Raw genomic sequence first — 17,726 nt, forward strand, 5'->3', positions numbered from 1 at the left:
TCAAGAATTGTTTTCGGCGGCCGCTTGAAACCGGCGCCAACGCATGTCGATCAACCTTCCGAACCATGCCAGGACGCCATACCACGCGAGGAACGACAGCCATTGCTGCAGTTCGGGGCGGCCCTTTGCCCACACGGCGACAATTATGCCCGCGAGCATGATGAGGTACCAATAAAGAGCGGTCCGGCCGTGGCTGACGCCCGATCGGACCATCCTCTGATAATAATGCTCGCGGTGCGCCTGCCAGAACTTTTCTCCGCGTAACAGGCGTCTCAAAAGTGTTACAGATGCATCAGCAATAAAGGGCGCGAATACCATCGCAGGGAACCAGATCGGCCAGACATCGGTACGCCAGCCCCAGTAGCCCAGCGCACCGGCCAGGAATCCGAGCGGAATCGAGCCGGCATCACCGAGGAACAGTCTCGCCGGGTGGAAATTGAGCAGAAGGAAGCCCAACGCCGCGCCGGCGACTGCCGCGCCCGCCACGACGAGATCGGGCGATGCCTGAGCGCCGTTAAGCGCCGCGACCGCGTAACCGCCGAAGCCGAACAGTGCCATGCCGCCCGCGAGCCCGTCGGCGCCGTCCATGAAGTTGTACAGGTTCGTCAGCCAGACCATCGCGAAGCCCACGCCGGCGAGCAGCCACCAGGGTGCATCGGCCGGAAAGACGACGATCAGCGCGACAACTGCCGCGAGGTGCGCCGAGAACCGCACGCGGGCCGGCAGCCCGCGCCGGTCGTCGATCTGCGACATCGCGGCCAGCCCCGCAGCGGCAATGGCGATCAACCAGAGTCGCGGCGCCAGCACCAGCAGCGCAACGACGCAAACCGGCACGATGCCCCATCCGCCGACGCGCGGTGTCGGCAGCGTGTGAAGCGAACGGTCGTTTGGAATATCGGTGGCGAGGCGCCATGCGAGGCCGGTCGCAAGCAGCCCACGCAGGATCGCCGTCGATGCGATGGCGGCGACCAGCGCCACCACGACCGCGGCAGGCCATGTGGAGATCGTGAAAGGCATGTCGACTATTGTTGTGTATCGCGCGAACGATACCATGCGGCGGTCGCTTCGAGGCCCTGGCGGGTCGTATAGGGCGGCTGCCAGCCCAGCACGCGCCGGATCCGGCCCGTATCGAGCTGCAGGCTGCCGGTCAGGCGATCGATGGCCGCGCTGCGGCCGGTCAGCTTGCCGGCCACGCGCAACAGGGCCGGGGGAACCGCAAGCAGCCGCGCCGGCTTGCCGAGCGCGTCGCCGACGAGGCGCAGCAGGCTCGCGACCGACGGCGCATCATCGTCAGCAACGTGAAAGCATTCGCCGGCCGCGCGCGGGTCGATCGCGCAACGCAGCAGCGCATCGGCGAGGTTGTCGACGTAGACGATGCTGCGGCGCGCTGAAACCGCGCCGAGCGGCAACGGCATCCCGCGCGCGACCGCGTCCATCATCCGCAGGAAGTTGGCACGAACGGCCGGGCCGTAGACGAGCGGCGGACGAACGACGACGACGTCGAGCCCCGCCGACGCGCCGAACTGCGCGAGCTGCCGCTCCGCCCGCAGCTTCGAGCGGCCGTATGCATCCTGCGGATCGGGTTCGAAAGCCTCGGACAGCGGTACCCCGCCGTCGCCTTCCCCGACCGCCTTGATGCTGCTCGCGAACACGATGCGGCGTACGCCGTGATGGCGCGCTGCCTCGGCGAGACGCAGCGTACCGGCGACGTTGGTGGCGTCGAATGCGGCATCGGGATCGGGCGACTCGTCGCGCATCACATGCACGCGCGCGGCGAGATGGATCACGCAGTCGGCGGCCAGGTCGGTGGGCCAGCCTTCGTCGAGGCCGTCGAAATCGGCGGTGTCGTGTACCCATTCACGCACGCCGTCGATGCAACCGCCGGGACGCCGGACCAGTGCGGTAACCGTGTGCCCGGCTTCCAGCGCGCGGCGACAGACTGCGCGACCGACGAAGCCGTTCGCGCCGGTGACGACGAGATGGGTCACCAGAGCCTCCAGCCGAAGCGGTTGTAGAACTTGAAGGCCGATGCGGCGAACATGCGGATGTGCGCGAAACCCTTGCGGGATGCGCCGCCGCCGTGATGGACCACACGCACCGACGGGACATACGCGACGCGGGCGACCTCGTGCGCGCGCAGGCTCAGGTCGTAGTCCTCGAAGTACAGGAAGTAGCGCGGATCGAAGCCGCCAAGTTGCTTCAGGACTTCGGTACGGAACAACATGAAGCAGCCGCTGACGATGGGGGGATCCTCGACGATGTCGTGATCGTTGATCACGTCACGCATCTCGTAGCGGGCGAGACGCTTCGCGAACCGCGCCTTCCAGCGCGCCGGAAAAAATCCGCGGACGAGCAGGTCGAACATGGCAGGCGAACGCCTGCACAGATACTGGATGCCGCCTTTCTCGTCTGAAATATACGGCGTCAACAGCCCGACGTCCGAACGACCGGTCATGAAACTCAACGCATGCACGAGGGCGTCCTCGTCAAGATCGATATCGGGATTCAGGATCAGATGATGATCGCTATCAGCCTCTGTGATCGCAAGGTTGTGGCCGCGACCGTAACCGACGTTCCCGTGACCGCCCAACGACGAACACTCGAATCCGACCACATTCGATCCGACCACATCCTTCCAGATATCAGGCGTTCCGCCATTGTCCACCACGCAGATTGCCGCATGGAAGTTCGGATCGCGCCGTTGCACCGCACACACGGCGTCGCGCAGGCTGTGGAGTGTCCGGAAAAAGCGCTCGACGTCAGGCCGATAGACGACGATCGATACGGTCAGTGTGGCTCTCGAAGTACTCATCTCAAGTCTAATATTACGAAGTAAACATGACGCGGGCGGACCCGGAAACGTTTAGGCATCCGGGGGGTCGTACGGGTTCGTTCATACTCAGTCGGTGGTGGAAGAATCACGTTGGCCCGCCGCACCCAGTCGGTGATGCAGCCACGCTGTCGCCCATCACGCCCCATACCCCCAGCATGTTCATTCTTTTCGGTTCGCCTCGATCTGGCACGACCCTGTTCAAGGAGTCGCTCAATCTTCATAGCGACATCTTTATCCCGAACCAAACCACGCTCATCAGCCCGATCGCTCACGTCATCGGTTGCATCAGCGACTGGTCCGTCGCACGTCCGTTGATCGGCAAAATCATCAAGTCGACGGATGACTTCGCCGAAGTTCTCGAGCCCTATATTTCCGCGGCGGAAATTGATGACGCGCTAAGCGAAGCAAAGCCGACTTTGGCGGGCATCCTTACATCGATCTATCGCCGCATTGCGTCCAATGCGGGGAAGCAGCTCGGCGGGGACAAGACCCCTGACGATCTCCTTTCGATCCGGAAGCTCGAAGAGGTCGGACTCCTGAACTCCGACATCCGGTTCCTCCATATTGTCCGCGACGTACGCGGTACGATGCTGTCGCTCAAGAACGTCACGTGGGCACCGTCAGGCATTGAAGAGTATTTCCCTCGCCTGTGGAATTACACCAACCTCCACTTGCACAACGCGATGCGGGGCCGCACAAACTATCTGCTCGTGCGCTACGAGGACCTCGTCACGAATCCGCGGGATATCCTGTCGCGCTCTACGGAATTCCTCGGCCTGCCGTTCGAAGAATCCATGCTGGACAACTCGAAGCGCGCTCCGGTACTGCGCAATGATCAGAGTCACCTCAACCTGTCGCGGCCGTTCCTGAACGACCGCGCAACAGCTTGGCAAACGAACCTGCCACCGGACATCACCGCCCACTGTTGCGCTACCGCGGCTGAAGGACTGAAAGCATTCGGATACATCTGAGCAGGCGGCAGTCCCACAGACTCTGCCATGAGAACGGTCGCGCACCCATGCGTGCGCGACCTTGATCATCCTGCTCGTTGGCGTCGCTACAGGTCAGCCCGCCACGGCCAAGCGAAATGCATCGGCATTTCGTGCATCGACTGCATATTCATAGAACGCCGAACGAGTCGGAAATGCCGGAAGTACAGTCTGCAGAAAGCACAGCATCTCCGTCATCCCCTTGTTCTGCAGGAAGCGCCTGAATGCACCAAGATCGCTTCCGTCCAATCGCGCAGAAAACATTCTCGGTCCCGACATCGCGAGCGCCTGTGCGATGACGGCCGCGATCTCGACCCGAACTTTGCTCAAGTCTTCCTTGATCGTGTTCCTTTCGTGCACGCGATACACGATATGCTGTACGTCCCGGTCGATGTACACGCTGTCGTGGGCGAACGCATACATCAAGAAATCGAGATCATGGCAGTAGCGAAGCGGCTGGAATCCGCCCGCGGCTTGCCAGAGCGCCCGACTGAAAACCATGTTCGATGTCGTCGCGACAAAATTCTCGTTCAGCAACGCCAGTTGCGGCAATCCGGTATCGCTGAGGAATCCGTACGCACGCGCCAGCCAGTCGATCGCGACGCCAGCGTGCTGTTCAACGCCATGGTCGTCCATGATGCCGGCGCGCCCCGCGATCAACCCCAGGCCGGGTCGTTCCTGAATCAGTTCCCGGCATCGAGCGAGCTTCTCCGACGCAAACACATCATCCGAATTCAGGACCGCGACATAGTCGCCGCGGGCGAGACCGATCGCTCGATTGATCGTATTGTGGGCGCCCGCATTCTCCTGTCGATAGGCGCTCGCATTCGGAACGTTTGCAAGAAGCCTCGACGCGACGTCAAACCCGTCATCGGACGAACCATCATCGATCAATATGATTTCGTCCGCGGGAGAGGACTGCGACAACACACTCTGCAACGTACCTTCGATATACCGTGCATGGTTATACAAAGGAATGACCACAGAAATGGTGACATTCGCCCGAGCAACAGGCGCAGGTGCAGACGGCTTGCGGAATTTAAAGATTGACATATTCAAGACCGGGCAATGATTTCATCCACAAAACACTCAAACACGAACTCATTGGATATCGGTATCAAAGAACGGAAAGTAGCGTGACCGATAGCGCAAATCCCGCGTCCGCTCCTTGATGAACCGCGCCGGATTTCCGGCAACGATCGTGTACGGCTCGACATCACGCGTCACGACCGATCCTGCTCCCACAACAGCCCCTTCGCCGATACGGACACCAGGACTGATGATCGCGCGAGCACCGATCCAGACGTGATCCTCAATGACAACCGGTTTGCACAAGCATACAAAATCCGGATTCTGCGGATCGTGAGTCAACGTCTGGATCAACGTATAGTGCGAAATATTGACGTTGTTCCCGATCGTCAACGGAACGCGGCCATCCATATAGGTATATCGATTTACGACGGTATTGTCCCCAATCGAAATGTGATATCCCGTAACAAAACACCCCATGGCGATGCTTGAATCGCGTCCGATCCTCACCTGACAAAACCTGCCAAGGAACCAATGCCTTATCCGATAAGGCATGTAATTCATGAACAAGTGATTGCCCAGGTAGAAGCAAACCGCGGGTTTGAAGCGCCATCTGACGAAGCGGTAAAACGACTTGAGTGAGCTCACCATATCCGCCTCTTCCGTTATCGGCTGTGCGCCCTGACCACATCTTCGATGATCGACTCGTAGCGCGTCACGATATCGGCAAAGTTGTAGCTCGCGTAGATCTTGTCGCGTCCCCGCGCCCCTCTTTCACGCCACTGAGCAGCGTTCGATGCCATCTGGTCCATCGCATCCGCGAGGACGGGCGCAATCTTGTATTCCCTCGGTGCGTAGGCAAGTTCGTCGAGCAGCTTCGAATTCAGATTCGGCGTGTCGCCATACTCGTTCGGGATCAGGATCCCGATGTCGCCACCGTCGATGACTTCTGCGGAAGCGCCCGTGTCGGTAAGGATCATCGGCTTGCGATAGAACATGGCCTCGTTCATCGCAATGCTCCAGCCCTCGATGAACGACGGGAGGATGAACGCGTCCGCCACACGATGCACGTCTTCGACATCCGGGAAATAGCCCGGCATCAGAATATGCTGCTCCAGGCCATGCTCGACCAGATAGTGACGAAGCGCATCGACGTGAGGCGGATAGATCACGTTGCCGACGCAGAGAATCTTGACGTCGCGCCGGCGCGCAAGCAAATGACGCATCGCGTCCGCCATCACGTAGTGCCCCTTGTGCAAATTGTACGAGGCGACATTCGCGAACACGTAATCGGATTCCGACAGGCCAAGCTGGGTACGCGTCAGCTTCGGAGGCTGCTTTTCCCTCGCCTCGTGTTCCGACAAGATCAGACCGTTCGGCACCGTCACGACCTTGCCGTCCGACACGCCAAGGTTGGTCACGGCAAAGCGAGTCGCGTTCTTCGAAACCGAAACGTAGCGATCGACATAGCGATCATTGTCGGCAAACGCTCGAGCCTGTTCGTCCGAAAAGAACGCATACACGTTGTGGATGAACGTGATGTTCGGAATCCCGAGGCGATCGAACAGCGGATAGCCGGTATTCGAGAAGTGAGACATCGAGATATCGACGCTCAACTCGGTCAGCAGCTTCTCGTAAGCCGCGAGCGTGTTCGCTGCGGGCAGCCCGACCACCCGCAGGCCCGCATTGCGCGCGACGGTACCAAGGTGCCCGACCTTGCCCGGAGTCACGATGGTGACGTCGAAACGTGCCCGGTCGAATGCGATCGCGGAGTCAAGCACGACCTTCTCGAGACCGCCCTTGTCGAACGAGGCCAATTCGATCAGGACACCGAGCTTCCCATCGGTACGGGGACGACGTTGCGGCGGTGCTTTACGAAACAATGAGAACAGGGAACGCAGCATGGCGAAGATCAATATGAGTGGAACGGTCAGTGAATGTCGAATGCACCAGGGCGCAAATCGCGCTCGCCATCGAGGACATTGATCGATGCGAGAAGCGTAGACATCCTGGCTGCAACGGTTTCCACCGAGTACTCTGCAACCGCAGCCGCGAACCCTGCATCGGCGACGCGCTGCCACAGTTGCGGGTCTTCGAGCAGTTTGACGATCGCCGCGGCGATGTCTTCGGCACTGTCACCCTCGAGCACCTGCTCGCCTGCAACAAGGCCCATCCCTTCGCTCGCGATCTTGCTCAGCACGCTGGGTACGCCATGCAACAGACTTGAAACGACCTTGCCCTTGATGCCGGCACCGAATCGAAGCGGCGCAACCGACACGCGAGCCACGTCAAGCACGTCGCCCAGATTCTCCACGAATCCGACGACCTTCACGCCCATTGCCGGATTGTCGAGCGATCGAACGTAGTCGGTCACGCCGCTGCCAACGATACGCAACTCCGCGGCGGGCTGGCTTCGCCTGACGATCGGCCAAATCTCCTCGACCAGGAATTGCACTGCGTCGATATTCGGTCGATGCGCGAATCCGCCGACAAATACGACGCCGGACCGCTCGTCAAACGTACGCCCCGAACGTGTTGGCATCCGCGGGATCGGAATGCGGTGGACGTTCGCTTGCGGCGCCAGCTCTTTCAGCACATCGTCCTCGAGACGGCTCACCACGATCGTCGCATCGGCTTCGCGCACGGTCTGAATTTCCGTGCGACGCAGCATCAGCGCCTCTTCCAGTGCTTCGGGGGAGCGGTCGTGAATCGCCGCACGCTCTTCGCGGAGATAATGGAGATCCACCGTGCCAAACACCAGCTTGACATGCGGCGCGCCGCGACGAAGCGGTTCGACCAGATGACGCGCGACGATGATGCGTTGCGCTACGACCACGCGTGCATCCGCGACTTCCTCCATGAACAACTGGTTGAGCGACGCGAGATCGCTCGCACACTGAACCCGCACACCCCAACGCCGCAGCGCATCCATATAGGCGACGGGAGGCGACTGTTCGAATGCCGCAATGAAGCTCACGTCATAGCCGAACTCGCGGAAAATCCGCATGTACCAGTAGACATCGACCGATCCGGAATCCTGATCGGGCTTTGGCACGAATGCATCGACGATCACGACCTTAGGTCGCTGCGGCGATGCAAGCACGTCGCCAAACGGGCGATCGACACGGAACAACGTGTCGTGATGCTGCCGCAGGAGCCAACGCTGATATGCGTCATCCCAATTGTCATCATTCGTCGGCCGGCTCGCTTGCACCGCATTCGACATGACGAAACGGGCGAACGGCTGAAGGTAGGTTTTCTCTCCCCGCGCAAACAGATCGAGTGCCAAGGCAACGAATCCGGTTGTGAGGACCGGCATCTCCTCCTCGAAGCGCGACGCACGTCCCCAGGCGTCGTTTCGAACCGCGATAAATCCGGGGCTCGGCGCCTTGATCTCGGTCACATTCTGGATTTTGACGTTGTCGCTGCTGACGCCCGATTGCGCGGCACGCAGATGTGCGCCAGCATCGATGACACCGCCAGCGGCATGCACCGTACCGTTCCTTTCCAGGATGACCGCGGAGACCGCAGTCGCGTCGGTGAAGCGTTCGAATGCTTCATCGATCGCTGCCAGCCACCCCGGACGCGCCAGCAATACGTCCGACATCAGGACGACGAATTCGCTACCGGACAAATCGCCGACATGCTCGGCCAACGCGGCCATCGACCGGGTTGCGCGGTGATCGTCGATGACACGGACGCCGCTCTCCGCCGCGAGCTTTGCATCGATCTCGCCGACCGCGAATATCCGGTACGCGACGGATGTCGTATGGTGGCTCAACGCCGCGAGACATGCGCGCATCGCCGCGCCGCCCTGCGATTGCAGCACGACGATCGTCGCTCGCGGCGCCGACGCCTGCTCGAGCGGCCGAAGCGTCAACGACGACAATCCATCGACCTCGGCGATCGACGAGGACTGCCCAGCCGTCGCCCCTGGGCGCGCAGCCGGTGCCGTGCCGGCAGCCTGCTGGTTTGCGCGGATACGGCGGGCGGCATAACGAAGCGGTTTCGTCACGCGCCAGGAAGTGGAGTTCGTGATCTGCTTCAACTGCCGCCGAAGGCTCTCGTTCTCGGTCAGCAATGCAACCGTCGACGGATCGCTCTCGCGCCCGCCGTCGCTGTCCTGAGCCTGCGCGCCGAGCACGCCCTCCGCATGCTTCAACTGGTCGGTCAACTCGTCGACTCGAGCAGCGAGAACCGTCGACGTGTTGTTCTGCACGTCGAGAGATTCCAGCACCTTGCGTGAGGTCTTCATCGCTTCGTCGCGACGTTCGGTAACCTCGGAAAGCGTGGAAACGGTCCGGGTCAACCGATCGACTTCGGCATTCAGGCGGCCGATATCGGAATTGTTCGCAATGATGACGTCGTTCAAGCGCACGGTCTCGACTGTCAATTTGCCGATCTCGTCGTCGCGCCGGAGAACTTCGTCGGTCAGCCGCACGGCCTCGGACGTCAGGCGGCCGATTTCGTCGCCGCGCGCCATGGTTTCTGTCGTCAGACGAACAATTTCAGCCGCCTGGGCGCCGATATGCGCATTGCGCGCCTGATCGTAACGCGTGAACGACACGCCGCCATCGAGCAGGTTGTCATCCATTTCCGGTATCGGGCCGTCAGACGCAATCGCAATGAAGTACACGGGGTCGAGGACGCCCGCCGTCTCGCGATACTCGCCAATCTCGTGTTCGGCCCAGCAGTTGATGCGGCGCTCACCGCTGCGCCCCTCCTTCTGGAGCAGCGATCCGGCAAGCGGCTTCTGTTCGTAGAGGACGAAATTCTGAAAGCCGCTCTTGAGCCACTGGACGAATTCCTCGCGATCGAGCTCGCGCACATGGTATTCGTTGGGGGGCGATCCTGGCGGCGAATAGATCGGACGGTTCGGCGTCGAAATGATCATGATCCCGCCCGGCTTCAGCACCCGACGTGCCTCGCGCATGAACGTCTCATGCTCGCGAAAATGCTCCAGCGTCTCGTAGGAGTTGAGGATGTCGACCGATGCGTCTGCAAGAGGAATCTGCGTGGCGCTACCCCACTCGAACCGGAGGTTCGGTACGTCACCATAGCGGCCCTTCGCATTTTCGACAGCTTGCGGGTCGACATCGACACCGATCACGGAGCGCGCCGCCTGCGCGAGCAACGCAGAACCATAGCCCTCCCCCGAAGCGATATCGAGCACGTCCTTGCCTGCGCAGATCGCCGTCGAGAAAAGATACCGATGGTAGTGCTCGTACTGAATCGGCCCCGCAACGCCCGGAAGATATCGCTCACCCGTGAACGAGTGATCATCTTCCGAGGCCTTGAATCGAAAAATTCGCTCTTGCTTGGTCATTTGAGAATCCTGCTCTGCAAACTTGCAAAAATCTTGTAAGTAATCTCGCCGAACACGTGACGACAACTTCACGCCGGGAGACTGGGCTCATGCCTGCGGATCAAATCCGTTCCGCGCTACATCTCTTCGGACAGTCCGGCATGCACCATCGGAACGCCCACGAGCGCGTGACTCACGCGGGATGCGTGCACGCGAAGGGGTAACGCGTCGTGGATCCAGTGATGCTGAACGTGGTCGTATTGCGTGCCCTCCGCAATCGCGACGTTGATCGAGAAAGCACCCACCGGCAATACCGGCATGATGAAGGTGAACTCCGCGCATAGCGCGTCGCCCGCATCGCATGAAACGGGCCGTTCGGCAAAGGTCGCGAACGTGTTGTCTCCCGTCAGTTCCTGGCCCCGTTCGTTCTTGAGATAGAAACCGACGATCGGGGAAACGAGCGGCTCATCGATTTCAATTGTCACGCGCAACGTAATCGTCTCGCCACCGACGATCCACTCGAGCCTGCGCTCCTGATCGTCAAAGAATGCAACGTCGACGATCCTCGCGCCCCCCTCGCCAAAAGCCTGCGACTCGTGATTGAACGCCAGCACCTGGATGTCGTTGCGAAACGAGGACGCGTTGAAGCGTTCGCGACGGAAATCGGCTGCGCTATCGTGAAGCTCCAACTCCACGGGCACCGCCGCGGCCGATGCTGCGCCGGCCGTGCTGTAGCGCGCCTCCAGATACGCCGCACAGACGTCCGCCGGCTTCCCCTGTGCAACGATCCGTCCGCTGTCGATCCAGATGACGCGTGAGCAAAGCTTTCTGATCGTCGACGTATCGTGACTGACGAACAGGATGGTTCCGTGTTGCTTGAATTCGTGCAGGAAGCGAAAGCACTTCTGATTGAAAAATGCGTCGCCAACCGCCAGTGCTTCGTCGATCACCAGGATGTCCGCATCGACATGCGCGATGACCGCGAACGCGAGACGGACAAACATGCCGCTCGAATAGGTCTTGACGGGCTGATCGATAAACTCGCCGATGTCTGCGAAATCGACGATCGACTCGTAGCGATCGTCGATCTGCTGACGAGACAGCCCGTACAGCTGTGCATTCAGATAGATGTTTTCGCGGCCGGTGTACTCGACGTCGAAGCCGGAGCCGAGTTCGAGCAGCGCGGCAACCTTGCCGCGCACCGCGATATCGCCGCGGGTCGGAGCCAGCGTGCCGCAAACGATCTGGAGCAAGGTGCTCTTGCCCGATCCGTTGCGCCCCACAATGCCGACGGTTTCTCCGGCTGCGACGGAGAAACTCACGTCGTGAAGGGCCCAAAATACGTTCGACTGCGCTTCAGCTTGCCGATGCGTCGCCTCTCGCGTCGCCGAGCCTTGCGCAAGTCGCGCAATGGCACCGAGCACTCCTCTCTTCAACCGGTCGCCGGGTCGCTCGTAGGACTCAAAACCCTTGCTGATGCCGTGAGATTCGATCGCGATATTGTCAGACATATGGATTCATTCTTCGCATCCCGTCCGGACACGATGCCAACCTATGGATTCCGATCGGATGGATCGATCCAGTGATGTGCCATCAGTCGCTGATGGTAAACGACGAATCCTACCACGACGCACCATTTCACAATATGGGAAATCGATGCTGAAAGCCCCGGACACGGCGCTCTCCGGGTCCGCAAATCCGTTCGGAGTCGGCTCACTAGCGGGAAATGCCGACGATCGGTGGCGATCCGCTGCCTCGCACACGCATCCGGGATTGCTTGCGACATTTACACTTCGACACACGCCGCGACCGAAGCGACGTCGATCCGCAGGTGAACCACTATGCGATAATTCGCATGCACCAGAATGGCCTCAGGGCCAAGCAAAGCACTGGACCGCAGGCGCTGTGCTGGCCTGAAGCCCGCCAGCGATCATCGAATCGCGGCTGCACGGATCCGCTTTCCCGCCGGCTCCTTGTGCCGTGCCACACCCGCTGACCTTGTCGTCGAACTTATGCAAAGCTTTAGTCTTTCGCCGCGATCTCTCGCCGCTTCACTGGTGAAAAATCGCCGCCTGATGCTCGATCTCGCGCGCCGCGACGCCGTGGGACGTTACAAGGGGTCCTTTCTGGGCATCTTCTGGTCGCTGCTCACCCCCCTCATGATGCTGAGCGTCTATACATTCGTGTTCAGCGAAGTGTTCAAGTCGCGCTGGAACGACGCGTCGCACGCAGCATCGAAGGGCGAGTTCGCCGTGGTGCTGTTCGCCGGGATGATCGTGTTCAACCTGTTTTCCGAATGCGTGAACAGGGCACCGGGACAAATCCTGTCCCACTCCAACTTCGTCAAGAAAATCGTCTTCCCGCTCGAGATCCTGCCTTGCGTAACGCTGTTGTCTGCACTGTTTCACCTCAGCGTGAGCGTCTGCATCCTGCTGGTAGCCGAATGGATCGTTGTCGGCAGCGTGCCGTTGACTGCCCTTTTGTTCCCCATCGTGCTTGCACCGCTCTGCGTATTCATCATGGGCGTGAGCTGGATCCTGTCCGCCACCGGCGTCTATCTCCGCGACATCGGACAAACCGTGGGTATCGTCATCACCGCAATGATGTTCCTCTCGCCCGTGTTCTTCCCAGTGTCTTCGCTGCCGGAACAGTTCCGCGGCTTCGTCTATCTGAATCCGATGACCTATCCAATCGAACAGGGTCGTGACGTTCTCATCTGGGGGCACATGATCGACTGGAATCGGTGGTCGATCTATTCGCTCATGGCCGTCGCCGTTGCATGGATCGGCTTCGCATGGTTCCAGAAGACACGCCGGGGTTTCGCCGATGTCATCTGATGTTGTCATCCGCGCCGCGTCGCTTGCCAAGGGATTCGAGTCCTATCGCAAACCGTCCGACCGCCTGAAACGCAGTGTCCTCAGTTTGCTGAGCGGCCTCGCGCCGGTCCCGACCGTGCGCGAATCGCTGCGCCAGCGTGCACAGGCGTGCGCCCGGATGTTCTGGGCGCTCAAAGACGTCGATTTCGAGATCACGCGCGGAGAAACAGTTGGCATCATCGGCCGAAACGGGTCCGGCAAGAGCACATTGCTGCAGATCATCTGCGGCACACTCGCGCCCACGAGCGGCGCGGTAGAAACCCAAGGGCGCATTGCAGCGTTGCTTGAACTGGGTTCCGGGTTCGATGCCGAATACTCCGGCCGGGAAAACATCTACATCAACGGCCAGTTGCACGGCCTGACCCGCGAGCAGATCGATTCGCGCGTCGATGAGATCATTGCATTTGCCGATATCGGCCACTTCATCGATCAGCCCGTCAAAACATACTCGAGCGGCATGTTCGTCCGCCTCGCGTTCGCGGTCATCGCACACGTCGATGCCGACATCCTGGTCATCGACGAAGCGCTGGCCGTGGGCGACGCATTCTTTACGCAAAAATGCATGCGTTTCCTGCGTCGCTTTCAACAGACCGGGACGGTTTTGTTCGTCAGCCATGATTCATCGGCCATCCGCAGCCTGTGCGACCGGGTTATCTGGCTGGATCGCGGTGTGATGCGCGAGTCGGGAAGTGCGAAAACCGTCTGCATGAACTACTTCGAGGCGTTTTATCGTAAAAGTGGCGAAGACGGGGTGTCTCGCGTTGAATCCGACACCAGGAAGTTCGGCGCGACCGCCATCGGCAACGAGCCACGCGCAGATCAGCGCAACGGATTCCCGCGCAACACGGTCGATACGCTGCCGGCGCTGCCCAGCGTCGATCTGGACCCGCACGAACTCCCGGCGCAACGTGAGTCGATGCTGATCGAATCCACGACCCTCACCAACACGAAAGGGGCCCCTGTTACCTGGGTCACGGGTGGCGAACGGGTTTCACTTCGGATTCGCATTCGCCGGACCGAGTCCGGCACGCCGCACATTGCGTTCTTCGTCAAGGATCGACTCGGGCAACCGCTGTTTGGCGACGACAGCGTATTCGCGCTACGGGAAGCCGATTCGCCGTCACCGGAAGGAAGCCACGTCGTTGCAGAGTTTCATTTCGACATGCCGATTCTTCCGCCCGGCGACTACGCGTTCACCGTGCTCGTCGCGGCACCTTCCGACAATCGCATCCGCATACTTGACTGCGTGCACGACGCGATCATCGTGAAGTCGGAGTCTGCTCGTGTCGCGACCGGTCTCGTCGGTGTTCCCATGAATCGTATCGAGCTCTTTGTGCGCGAAACCGCGTAAAACGCATCAGTCCGTTCGAGGACCCGATCAACCCACACCGACTGGGCCCTGATTTACCCATATGACTTCCGGCCAACACCGCGCCCCACACCATTCGACAGAGCACGATGCCCTTTCCCGTGACGACGTCGAGGGCAGCGCATTGGCGCAGCGCATTATTGAACTGGAACGTGAACTCGCGGGGCTGCGCAAGGAAAATATCCTGCGCGCGAATGCCGAAGCCGATCGAATCCGGCTCGAGGATGAACTGCGAAATGTCCACGCGTCGCTATCATGGCGCCTGACTTCGCCACTGCGACGCGTAACCGCTGCAATCCGCATGGCCGGCATCGTCGCGGCAACGATCCGGCGCCAGGCGGTCGTCCGCGGTAGCCTGCCAAGCGCGCTCGGGCACTATGCGACCATGCTCAAGCGGGAAGGTCTCCAGGGAATCCTCGCTCGATCCAGGCGCCTCCGTGAAGGCGGAGGATTCGCCGACGCTCCGCCGCCCGACGAGGTCTATCACGACTGGATCGACAAGTTCGATCGGTTCGGCAACGTGGAGCGTGCGGCCGCCGAGCGCGCGCTGCAATCGTTCGAACGTCAACCGCTGATATCAATCGTCGTCCCGACGTATAACAGCAATCCGTCGCACCTCGAAGCAATGATCCGTTCCGTGCAGGAGCAGATCTACCCGTTCTGGGAACTCTGCATCGCTGACGACGCATCGCCGGACGAGACTACGCGAGAAATCCTGACGCGCCATCAGGCACAGGATTCTCGAATTCGGCTGGTGTTTCGTACCGAGAATGGCCATATCTCCGAAGCCAGTAATAGCGCCCTCGCGCTGGCAACCGGTGAATTCGTCGCACTGCTGGATCACGACGACATCCTCCCGCCTCACGCACTGTTCGTCGTTGCGCAATACGTCAATCGCTACCCGCGCGCACGCATGTTCTACAGCGACGAGGACAAGCTGAACGAACGCGGGCTGCGCACGGCCCCGTACTTCAAATGCGACTGGAATCCTGCGTTGTTCCGTACGCAGAATCTGTTCTCTCACCTTGGCGTCATCGAAACCGCGCTGGTAAGGCAAGCGGGCGGTTTTCGGCTCGGCTTCGAGGGAAGCCAGGACTATGATCTCGCGCTTCGATGCGTCGAAATTGCCGGTGATGACAGCGTCGTTCACATTCCGCATGTGCTCTATCACTGGCGCATCACGGCCAGCAGCACCGCAGGAACGAGTCACGCCAAGCCGTATGCGTCGACAGCGGCGCGGCGCGCCATTGAAGGTCACCTCGCGCGCTCCGGCATCGCCGCAACCGTGGAACAGCCTTTCGGCGAGTTGCCGGTTTTCCGGGTAAGGTATGCAATACCCTCCCCTGCCCCCAAGGTATCCATCATCATCCCGACGCGAGACGGCGTCGCGTTGCTCCGCCAGTGCGTCGAAAGCATTATCGGACGAACGGTATACCCGAACTACGAAATCATCGTCGTCGACAACGGCAGTACCGACGAGGCGACTCTCGCCTATTTCGAGGAAATCTCGCTTCGCCCGAACGTCAGGATCATCCGGGACGACTCGCCGTTCAATTTTTCTGCGTTGAACAATACCGCCGCAGCAGCAGCGACAGGTAGTTTCGTATGCTTGCTGAACAACGATACCGAAGTCATCTCGCCTGACTGGCTCGACGAAATGGTTGGCATCGCGTCGCAGCCGGGCATCGGTGCAGTCGGCGCAGCCCTGTGGTACCCGGACAATTCGCTTCAGCATGGCGGCGTGCTGCTGGGGCTGGGCGGTATCGCGGGCCATATGCACCACATGCTCAAGCGAGGGAATTTCGGCTACTTCAACCGCGCGGTATCCGTGCAGGACATGTCTGCCGTCACGGCTGCCTGCCTGCTTGTCAGCAAGCGGATATATGATGAAGTGCGCGGCCTGGATGAGTCTTTTGCCGTTGCCTTCAACGACGTGGACTTCTGCTTGCGGGTGCGAGACGCGGGTTACCGAAACGTATGGACGCCGTTCGCCGAGTTGTACCACTACGAATCGGCAACACGCGGTTCCGACATGGCGGCGGACAAGTACCAGCGCTTCGTGGGCGAGGTGCGTCGAATGAAAGAACGATGGGGTGCCGCACTGAACCACGACCCCGCATACAACCCGAATCTTTCCCTCGCCGTGGACGTATTGCCGTTCACACTGGCCAATCCTCCACGCATCGGAACGCTCGACTAGGCCAAAGCCTGCTCGCGTCAAGTGCCACGAGTCACGGCAGAGCAGGCTGCCGGCTGCCGGCTCCTGTTCCGCCCCAGGCCATCTGGGGCGGATAAAAAACACCGGCTACCGCGTGAACGACAACGCCGACGAGTATCATCGAATACCGTCGGTTCAGCCGTTTTAAATTCGATACTCGATTTTGGTCACCTTCATATCCACCGACTGACAAATCGAGTCCAGGTAGATGCCGGCAGGGACGATACCCCTTGCCGCTGCGACAAGAAGACCCAATTGTTATAAATTGCGTATGCGCGCTCCATGTCAAGATCGCCATGAGCAGCCAGCATCTCCGATTTGCCGATGATGCTGCAATATCGGGTGAGAATATCCTGCCCGTAGTCGGTAAAAGCCAATATTCCCTCCGACCTGGTCGGATCGAGATGAAATTCAGGTTCCTGCAAATGAAGAATCGTCCCGTTCTCGATTATTGCTCGAGGCTCACTTTTGGCAAGATGCCATTTAACCGGTATCGTCGAAACATGGTAACCGCCGGGTTTCAAAATACGCCGGATCTCGGAAAATGCCATTTCAGGACATGGAACATGTTCCAGGACGTCTTCAGTGATGACCAGATCAAATGAGCTGTCGTCGAACGACGTCGCCTGGATATCCTCGCACAGCACCCCGTTACGGCGCTCTCCCGACGCAGTGCCGTCGATGTACTCACTGGCAACGAGGCGCTCTCCGAGCGGGGCCAGAGATTCAGCGATAGCACCTGTCGTGCTCGCTATATAGACCGTTCCCCGGAATTTTCTTGCGAATTTTCCGAGCGATGCCCGGGAATCGCCACTCAACCACAAATCAAGAATCGACTTCGCAAGATGTCGATTTCTTGCAGAGGATCCACAGCGCTCACAAAGGAAAGAATTACGCTTACAGGGAAAATCGACCGGCTCGTATGATTTGAAGACGGCTCGCGATCCGCAGACGTGGCAATATCCGCGAGCAATTTGCGTCGGCTCCATACTCATCTCTCAGGTAGACAGTTTGGGTAGGCTTCTGTTGCCTTAGCCGCGGCAAATATCGATATATTACTGACTGAAGTCCAGCGCCACGACCTTACAGGTCATTACATATAACTAT

The 17,726-nt window shown here is 59.9% G+C and carries 13 protein-coding genes; 4 read left to right on the top strand and 9 right to left on the bottom strand.

Translation table 11 applies throughout. From position 1 onward, the window contains the following. Genes U5809_RS09095 through U5809_RS09105 form a run of 3 tightly spaced genes read right to left on the bottom strand, consistent with a single transcriptional unit; the run spans position 1 to position 2,812 of the window. Entirely contained in the window at positions 1-1,017 is a 1,017-nt protein-coding gene (locus U5809_RS09095; RefSeq protein ID WP_322086224.1) for a glycosyltransferase family 4 protein, read from the bottom strand. Between the two features lie 5 nt (positions 1,018-1,022). Then, positions 1,023-1,988 carry an SDR family oxidoreductase gene (locus U5809_RS09100; protein WP_322086225.1) on the bottom strand — a complete coding sequence of 322 codons (966 nt, stop codon included), beginning with the start codon at positions 1,986-1,988 and terminating at the stop codon, positions 1,023-1,025. Beyond that, positions 1,985-2,812, bottom strand: a complete 828-nt coding sequence (locus U5809_RS09105; protein WP_322086226.1) for a glycosyltransferase family 2 protein — start codon at positions 2,810-2,812, stop codon at positions 1,985-1,987. The genes U5809_RS09100 and U5809_RS09105 overlap by 4 nt, the downstream gene beginning before the upstream one ends. Before the next feature lie 176 nt (positions 2,813-2,988). On the opposite strand from U5809_RS09105, the gene U5809_RS09110 reads away from it, so the two are divergent. Then, positions 2,989-3,804: a sulfotransferase gene (locus U5809_RS09110; protein WP_322086227.1), complete on the top strand. Its 816-nt coding sequence runs from the start codon at positions 2,989-2,991 to the stop codon at positions 3,802-3,804. Positions 3,805-3,897: 93 nt separating this feature from the next. Here the strand turns inward: U5809_RS09110 and U5809_RS09115 are convergent, their stop codons facing one another. The 5 genes from U5809_RS09115 to U5809_RS09135 all read right to left on the bottom strand — a co-directional run bounded on the left by U5809_RS09115 (position 3,898) and on the right by U5809_RS09135 (position 11,667). Further along, entirely contained in the window at positions 3,898-4,875 is a 978-nt protein-coding gene (locus tag U5809_RS09115) for a glycosyltransferase (RefSeq protein WP_322086228.1), read from the bottom strand. 48 nt (positions 4,876-4,923) lie between these two features. Continuing rightward, on the bottom strand, positions 4,924-5,502 hold the full coding sequence (locus U5809_RS09120) for an acyltransferase (protein ID WP_322086229.1): 579 nt from the start codon (positions 5,500-5,502) through the stop codon (positions 4,924-4,926). 14 nt (positions 5,503-5,516) lie between these two features. Then, on the bottom strand, positions 5,517-6,734 hold the full coding sequence (locus U5809_RS09125) for a glycosyltransferase family 4 protein (protein WP_415877936.1): 1,218 nt from the start codon (positions 6,732-6,734) through the stop codon (positions 5,517-5,519). A 47-nt stretch (positions 6,735-6,781) separates the two neighbouring features. Next, positions 6,782-10,177, bottom strand: coding sequence for a methyltransferase domain-containing protein (locus U5809_RS09130; protein ID WP_322086231.1), 3,396 nt, complete (start codon positions 10,175-10,177; stop codon positions 6,782-6,784). A gap of 116 nt (positions 10,178-10,293) precedes the next feature. After that, complete coding sequence (locus U5809_RS09135; protein ID WP_322086232.1) at positions 10,294-11,667, bottom strand: ABC transporter ATP-binding protein; 1,374 nt, start codon at positions 11,665-11,667, stop codon at positions 10,294-10,296. Positions 11,668-12,168: 501 nt separating this feature from the next. Between U5809_RS09135 and U5809_RS09140 the strand changes: the two genes are divergently transcribed. From U5809_RS09140 to U5809_RS09150, 3 genes are all read left to right on the top strand, one after another. Continuing rightward, positions 12,169-12,993, top strand: a complete 825-nt coding sequence (locus U5809_RS09140) for an ABC transporter permease (protein ID WP_322086322.1) — start codon at positions 12,169-12,171, stop codon at positions 12,991-12,993. Continuing rightward, entirely contained in the window at positions 12,983-14,383 is a 1,401-nt protein-coding gene (locus U5809_RS09145) for an ABC transporter ATP-binding protein (protein ID WP_322086233.1), read from the top strand. The genes U5809_RS09140 and U5809_RS09145 overlap by 11 nt, the downstream gene beginning before the upstream one ends. Positions 14,384-14,702: 319 nt before the next feature. Then, positions 14,703-16,601: a glycosyltransferase family 2 protein gene (locus tag U5809_RS09150; RefSeq protein ID WP_322086323.1), complete on the top strand. Its 1,899-nt coding sequence runs from the start codon at positions 14,703-14,705 to the stop codon at positions 16,599-16,601. A 191-nt stretch (positions 16,602-16,792) separates the two neighbouring features. Here U5809_RS09150 and U5809_RS09155 read toward each other — a convergent pair whose 3' ends face one another. Beyond that, positions 16,793-17,608: a class I SAM-dependent methyltransferase gene (locus tag U5809_RS09155; protein WP_322086234.1), complete on the bottom strand. Its 816-nt coding sequence runs from the start codon at positions 17,606-17,608 to the stop codon at positions 16,793-16,795. Positions 17,609-17,726: the final 118 nt, after the last annotated feature.

The organism is Burkholderia sp. BCC1999, assembly GCF_905339975.1.
In the GTDB taxonomy this organism is placed as follows: domain Bacteria; phylum Pseudomonadota; class Gammaproteobacteria; order Burkholderiales; family Burkholderiaceae; genus Burkholderia.

Coding starts and splice junctions, on each gene's coding strand:
- U5809_RS09145 (WP_322086233.1), top strand. CDS start 12,983: ATGTCATCTGATGTTGTCATCCGCGCCGCGTCGCTTGCCAAGGGATTC.
- U5809_RS09140 (WP_322086322.1), top strand. CDS start 12,169: ATGCAAAGCTTTAGTCTTTCGCCGCGATCTCTCGCCGCTTCACTGGTG.
- U5809_RS09110 (WP_322086227.1), top strand. CDS start 2,989: ATGTTCATTCTTTTCGGTTCGCCTCGATCTGGCACGACCCTGTTCAAG.
- U5809_RS09150 (WP_322086323.1), top strand. CDS start 14,703: ATGGCCGGCATCGTCGCGGCAACGATCCGGCGCCAGGCGGTCGTCCGC.
- U5809_RS09130 (WP_322086231.1), bottom strand. CDS start 10,177: ATGACCAAGCAAGAGCGAATTTTTCGATTCAAGGCCTCGGAAGATGAT.
- U5809_RS09155 (WP_322086234.1), bottom strand. CDS start 17,608: ATGGAGCCGACGCAAATTGCTCGCGGATATTGCCACGTCTGCGGATCG.
- U5809_RS09135 (WP_322086232.1), bottom strand. CDS start 11,667: ATGTCTGACAATATCGCGATCGAATCTCACGGCATCAGCAAGGGTTTT.
- U5809_RS09120 (WP_322086229.1), bottom strand. CDS start 5,502: ATGGTGAGCTCACTCAAGTCGTTTTACCGCTTCGTCAGATGGCGCTTC.
- U5809_RS09095 (WP_322086224.1), bottom strand. CDS start 1,017: ATGCCTTTCACGATCTCCACATGGCCTGCCGCGGTCGTGGTGGCGCTG.
- U5809_RS09115 (WP_322086228.1), bottom strand. CDS start 4,875: ATGTCAATCTTTAAATTCCGCAAGCCGTCTGCACCTGCGCCTGTTGCT.
- U5809_RS09105 (WP_322086226.1), bottom strand. CDS start 2,812: ATGAGTACTTCGAGAGCCACACTGACCGTATCGATCGTCGTCTATCGG.